Raw genomic sequence first — 6,301 nt, 5'->3', positions numbered from 1 at the left:
GCCCGCATTTGTGGCGGTTGAAACGAAGGTCTGGTATCGAGAAACGTCGCAACTTCGCGAACTCCGCTCCCTGCGCAGAGCCGCCTTTCCCCCGCGCGGACTCAACGGCCGCAGGCCCGCCGCGCATCGTCATGCTGGAAGCATGCCTTTGGCATGACGCCGCCCCGTCGCCCCAAAGGGGCGCCGACTTTAAACGGCACGCCTTTGGCGTGACGGCACGGCGATTGGGTTGGTCATGGCGCATAGAATAGAGGTTGCGCGCCAGTGGTTGAGATAAAGTGCATTAGCTCATAGGGTGGGTCGCCGCACCGCGGCCCACCTCTCGGCGATTGCGGGCAATCGCCTGCCGGTCAGTGGCCGATGCGCGGCTCGCTCAAAGCGGTGCGCAGTAAATGCGCACCCTACGATGGCGTATGCCCCCTCACCGATAGGTCCGGTCCTCCATCGGCGTCGCCTCGATCCGGGCCAGCACCCGGTCCAGCAGGGATTGCTCGGCGCGGTTCAGCGTGGCCTTGGGGTTCCAGACCACATGCACGTCAATCGCCGGGGGCTGGTCATAGGGGGGCAGTTGCCACAACAACCCATCCTCGACATCGCGTTTGGCGACGTGGACGGGCAGGGGGCCGATGCCGAGGCCGGCGATGATCATCCGGCGCACCTCCTCAAGGTGGCTGGAGGTGCCGACCACCAGATCGCCCATATCCGCCTCGGCCCGCATCACCGCCACGGGCTTGAGCGCATCCTGCAAACGGTCGGTGTCGAAGCTCACCGCCGAATGCCCGGCCAAATCGGCGCGGGTCAGGCCATGGCGGCCAAACAGCGGATGCGGCGGGCCACAGAACAGGCCAAAGAACTCGCGGTACAAGCGCCGGTATTCCAATTTCGGGTCGCGCCGGTTCACAAGGCAAATGGCAAATGAGGAAAACCGCCCCGAAACGCTATCCACGGCTTCGGCGGAGGAAAACACATCAATCGACAGGGTGGCGCTGGGGTGGTCGGCGTGATGTTCGGCCAGCACCGCATCGAAAAGCGGGCAAACCACGTGGCTGGCCAGTGCCACCCGCACATGGCCCGTCACCTCGTCGGTCATCTCGCGCATGAGGGTCGAGAGCCGCAGGATGGAACCTTGGATATCCATCGCCTCGCGGTAAAGCACCTCACCCGCTTGGGTCAGTTGGAAATGCCCCGGCTTTCGGTCGATCAGGCGCTTGCCCACGCGGTCCTCCAACCGTTTGAGGGCAGCCGAGACCGAGGGCTGTGTCAGTCGCAGTTTATGCGCGGCTTCGGTGACCGACTTGGATTGCGCGAGAACCACGAAGCTGCGCAGCAGGTTCCAGTCGAGGTCGCGCATCATGCGGTCGGGGCGGGGGCTATCTTCCATAGATTTCATCTATAATTAACATTCTGATTATCTATTTGATTAATGCTCATGGGCTTTGCATCGTCAACCCCAAGCCCCGGACAAAACGGGGCACGGGATAAAGGGGAGATGAATGTCGGTCGAAGCCCGTGAGGCGCGACAGCCTTGGATTTTGCTGTCGCCCGCATTGACGGCGGTTGCGTTGCTGTTGTTCGTGCCGCTCTTGTTTATCGTTGTCTATTCCTTCTGGCTGCGCACGGCGACGGGCGCGGATGAGGTGGGGTTCTTTCTCGATAACTGGCAAGAGGCCCTGACGGACGCCTTTTACCGCGATATCCTGCTCAACACGCTCAAGATCGCGGCAATCACCACGCTTGTCTGTGCGCTCATGGGCTATCCGGCGGCCTATTTCATTGCCCGCTCCAAGGGCAACAAGGCGATTTTGCTGCTGCTTTTGATGCTGCCCTTCTGGATCAGCTACATCATCCGCACGATGAGCTGGATCAACATTCTGGGGGTGTCGGGGGCGCTGAATACGGCCTTGCTGTCGGTCGGGGTCATAGATGAGCCGATCCAGATGCTTTACAATGAAACGACGGTCATTCTCGGGCTTGTGCATTTCCTGCTGCCCTTCATGGTGCTGAATGTCTTTGTCAGCCTTGATGGCATCGACACCAACCTTGAGGATGCGGCCAATTCGCTGGGGGCCACGCGCTGGCAGGCCTTTACCAATGTCACGCTGCCCTTGTCGCTGCCCGGTCTGGCCGCCGGGGGCTTGCTTTGCTTCGTGCTGGGCGCGGGGACCTATATCACGCCGCTGGTTCTGGGCGGACCGACCGATGCGATGTTCGCCAATCTGGTTTTCGAGGCGATCATCACGCAGCTCAACTGGCCGCTCGGCTCGGCGCTCAGCCTGATGCTGCTGGTGGTGCTGGGGGCCTTGGTGCTGATCTACAACCGCTATCTGGGCATGGCGCAACTGATGAAGGGGCTGGGTTGATGGGCTGGAACCTTGTGCGCATCTGGACCATCCTGGTCTATACCTTCATGTTCCTGCCGGTGGCGGTGGTGGTGTTGTTGTCGTTCAACGCCAGCCAGTTCGGCAGCTTCCCGATGACCGGCTTGTCGTTTCGGTGGTTCGTGGAACTGGCCCAGAACGAGGCGATCTTGCGGGCGTTCCGTACATCCATCGTGCTGGGGCTTCTGACGGCGGCGATTTCCACCACGCTGGGGGTGCTGGCCAGCCTTGCATTGGTGCGTTACCGCGTGCCCGGCTCGAACGTGATTTCCACGCTTCTGATCGCCCCGATCCTCGTGCCAGAGGTGGTGCTGGCGGTGGCGCTTTTGCTGTTCCTGAACTTCCTTCAGATCAACAAGAGCTTTACCTTGCTTCTGCTGGGCCACGTGATTTTCACCCTGCCTTTCGTGATCCTGGTGGTGCAAGCGCGGCTTGTCTCGATCAAGCGCGACGTGGAAGAGGCGGCGATGAGCCTTGGCGCCAGCCCGCGCCAGACGTTTTTCCAGATTACCCTGCCGCTGATGCTGCCGGCCGTGCTGGCCGGGGCGCTCTTCGCCTTCACCATCAGTTTCGATGACATCACCGGTACCCTGTTCTGGAAACCCGGTGGGGTGGAAACCGTGCCAACGCAAATCTTTGCCATGCTGCGCAATTCCATCAGCCCCGAGATCAACGCGCTGGGCACGGTAATGATCATAATGACCGTGGGCTTGCCCCTTCTGGGGCTCGCCATCGCAAGACAAGTTGCAAAAAAGAGCGGCACATAGAACCGCTCGACCCTCATAAATCCAACCAACCAGGAGTGACACATGACCAAGAAAATGGACAACACCACCCGCTATGAGCGCCTGCGCGAGCGGTACATGAACGGCGATCTTGACCGCCGTTCCTTCCTTGGGCTGATCGGCGCCGCCGGTCTGGCCTACGGGGTGCAGACGCCCTTCGCGAAATACGCCAACGCGCAAACCGTTGCCCAAGTCCGCTTTGACGGCTGGGGCGGGGTCGTGTCGGAGGCGCTGCGCGAGAACGCCTTTGATCCCTTTACCAAGGAAACCGGCATCGACGTGGTCGACGGCACCTTCGGCGGTGGCGATGAATACCTCAGCCGCGTGAAGGCCAGTCAGGAAGGCGAATACAACATCGCCCACCTGTCGGGCGTCTTCGACTATGCCCGCTATCATAATCTCGGGCTTTCCACGGTTCTCAACGAGGACAACATCCCGAACCTGCAATACGTCATTCCCAAGCTGGTCGACGTCTTCCGTAACGTGACCGACGGCAAGCTCAGCTGCGTGCCCTATGACTATGGCACCACCGGCCTTGCCTATAACCGCAAGCATATCTCGGACGAGGAAATGCAGGAGAAGGGCGCCAGGATCCTCATCGACGAGGCGCACAAGGGCAAGATCGCCGGGTGGAGCGATTGGCGCACCCGCATGTGGTATGCCGCCCTGCAAACCGGACAGAACCCGAACAACATCGAGGATGTAGACGCTGCATGGGAAGCGGTGCGCGCGCATCGCGACCTGAGCTTGAAATACTGGGGCTCGGGCGCCGAATTGATGAGTCTTCTGGCCGAGGAGGAAATCCACGTCACCGAAGGCTGGTCGGGCCGCATCTATGCGCTGCAAGAGCAGGGCCACGACATCGGTTACATGGACCCGCCCAACGGTTTCGGCTGGCAGGAATGCATGTTCGTCATCAAGGGCAGCCCGATGGAAGCCTGCGAAGAACTGCTCAACTTCATGCTGGCGCCGGAAACCTCGATCGCGGTGGCCGAAGGGCAGAACTATCCGCCCGCGCTTGACCCCAACAAGGTTGATCTTGGCGACAAGATCCCGACCCTGCCGGCCTTTGACCCGACCGGCAAGCTGGACGGTCTGACCTTTGCCGACCCGGCCTATTGGAACGGCAACGAGCAAGAGTGGTCGAAAACCTTCGGCCGCGTGCAGAAGGGTTACTAACCGTTACTCCCGGGGCGATCCCGGCCATTGCGCCGGGGTTGCCCACCTTGATGAATTTCCTGCCGCTGGAGGCCGTGGATGAGTTCCGTCACCCTGAATAATATTGTCAAACGTTTCGGCAATTTCACCGCCGTGCATCAAAGCTCGCTTGAAATTCCCGAAGGAGCGTTTGTGACGCTGCTGGGGCCGTCGGGCTGTGGCAAGACAACCAACTTGCGGATGATCGCCGGGCTTCTGGACCCCAGTGAGGGCGAGATCCTGATCGGTGGCAAGCGGGTGAACGATGTGCCCATTCACAAGCGCAACCTTGGGCTTGTCTTCCAGAACTACGCGCTTTTCCCGCATAAGACCGTGGCCGAGAACGTGGCCTTCGGCCTGAAATATCGCGATGTCCCGGCAGACCAGATTCCCAAGCGCGTGCAAGAGGCGCTGGAACTGGTGCAGCTTCCGAATGTGGGGGAGCGTTACCCCAAGGAACTGTCGGGCGGGCAACAACAGCGCATCGCGCTGGCCCGCGCCATCGTGATCGAACCCGATGTGCTGTTGCTGGATGAGCCGCTTTCGGCGCTGGATGCCAACCTGCGCGAGGATATGCGGGTGGAATTGAAGCGCATTCAGGAACGCATCGGCGTGACCACCGTTTTCGTCACCCACGACCAATCCGAGGCGCTGGCCATGTCGGACCAGATCGTGGTGATGTCGGAAGGCCGGGTTGAACAGGTTGGCGCACCCGAGGAGGTGTATAACACCCCGGCCTCGGAATTTGTCGCCAACTTCCTTGGGGCCTCGAACATCATGGAGGCCAAGTGCGCCGGAATGGGCGGCGAGGGCGTGACCATCGAGGCGCCGATTTTCGGGACAATGACCATCCCTTCTGAGAAGGCCCCGCGCGTCACCGGCGCAGGCCCCGCCAAGATCGTGATCCGGGCCGAGAAATTGCAGCTTTCGGCCAACCCCGCGCCCGAAGGCGTGGTATCGGTGCCCGCCACGGTGGAAACCGTGGATTATCAGGGGCAGGCCGTGCGCTATTTCGTACGGGCGGGTGACACGCAACTGCAAGCGATCAACATGATTGACGGGCATCCTTTCGCGGAGGGCGCCGAGGTGCATTTGCACCTGCGTCCGATAGATTGTGCGGCCCTGCCGGGATAACACCATGAACCAGAAACCAAGCCACCTGTTTTACCAAGGCCGTCAACGGCGGCCCGTGCTGGACCAAGCGCGCGGCGTCTACATGTGGGATGTGGACGGCAAGCGGTATCTGGATGGGTCCAGTGGCGCGATGGTCTGCAACATCGGCCATTCAAACGAAAACGTGTTGGAGGCGATGCGCCGCCAGATGGAGAAAAGCACATTTGGGTACCGGCTGCATTTTGAAACCGAAGCCTCGGAAAAGCTGGCCGCTAAAACGGCCGCACTTTGCCCTGAAGGTTTGAACCGGGTGTTCTTTGTCTCGGGCGGCTCCGAGGCGGTGGAAAGCGCCATGAAACTGGCCCGGCAATATGCGATTGCCGTGGGGCAGGACAGCCGTTGGAAAATCATCTCCCGCGCGCCCAGCTATCATGGCTGCACGCTGGGGGCCTTGGCGATCACCTCTTATGATCCGCTGACCAAGCCCTTTGACCCGATGATGCAGCCCATGCCCAAGGTGCCCGCGCCCACGGCGTACTTGGATGGTCTGGACCCGGAGGATGAGGCCACGGGCCACCACTACGCCGATATGCTCGAGGCCAAGATCATCGAGGAAGGCCCCGACAGCGTGCTGGCCTTTATCGTCGAACCTGTCGGCGGGGCCTCCACCGGGGCTTTGCCGCCGCCCAAGGGCTATATGGAAAGGGTGCAGGAGATTTGCCGCAAATACGGTGTTCTGCTGATTTTGGATGAGGTGATGACGGGGGCCGGGCGCACTGGCGCGTTTCTGGCAGCCGAGCATTGGAACCTAGAGCCGGATATCATCGT

At 61.0% G+C, this 6,301-nt stretch carries 6 protein-coding genes; 5 read left to right on the top strand and 1 reads right to left on the bottom strand.

The window, feature by feature from the left end; translation table 11 throughout:
- Window positions 1-421: 421 nt before the first annotated feature.
- A complete protein-coding gene (locus QZ498_RS16925) occupies window positions 422-1,381 on the bottom strand; it encodes a LysR family transcriptional regulator (protein WP_294624375.1) in 960 nt (319 codons plus the stop codon).
- A gap of 112 nt (window positions 1,382-1,493) precedes the next feature.
- On the opposite strand from QZ498_RS16925, the gene QZ498_RS16920 reads away from it, so the two are divergent.
- From QZ498_RS16920 to QZ498_RS16900, 5 genes are all read left to right on the top strand, one after another.
- Entirely contained in the window at window positions 1,494-2,360 is an 867-nt protein-coding gene (locus QZ498_RS16920) for an ABC transporter permease (RefSeq protein ID WP_294624373.1), read from the top strand.
- A complete protein-coding gene (locus tag QZ498_RS16915) occupies window positions 2,360-3,145 on the top strand; it encodes an ABC transporter permease (RefSeq protein ID WP_294624371.1) in 786 nt (261 codons plus the stop codon). Before QZ498_RS16920 ends, QZ498_RS16915 begins: the two co-directional genes overlap by 1 nt.
- Window positions 3,146-3,199: 54 nt before the next feature.
- Entirely contained in the window at window positions 3,200-4,342 is a 1,143-nt protein-coding gene (locus QZ498_RS16910) for an extracellular solute-binding protein (RefSeq protein ID WP_367117660.1), read from the top strand.
- A gap of 78 nt (window positions 4,343-4,420) precedes the next feature.
- Entirely contained in the window at window positions 4,421-5,494 is a 1,074-nt protein-coding gene (locus QZ498_RS16905; protein WP_294624367.1) for an ABC transporter ATP-binding protein, read from the top strand.
- A gap of 4 nt (window positions 5,495-5,498) precedes the next feature.
- On the top strand, window positions 5,499-6,301 hold an 803-nt coding region (locus tag QZ498_RS16900), incomplete at its 3' end, for an aminotransferase class III-fold pyridoxal phosphate-dependent enzyme (RefSeq protein WP_294624365.1).

It is taken from the genome of uncultured Roseovarius sp., from assembly GCF_913057115.1.
Classification (GTDB): Bacteria; Pseudomonadota; Alphaproteobacteria; order Rhodobacterales; family Rhodobacteraceae; genus Roseovarius.
This window is presented reverse-complemented; position numbering and strand designations above follow the sequence as displayed.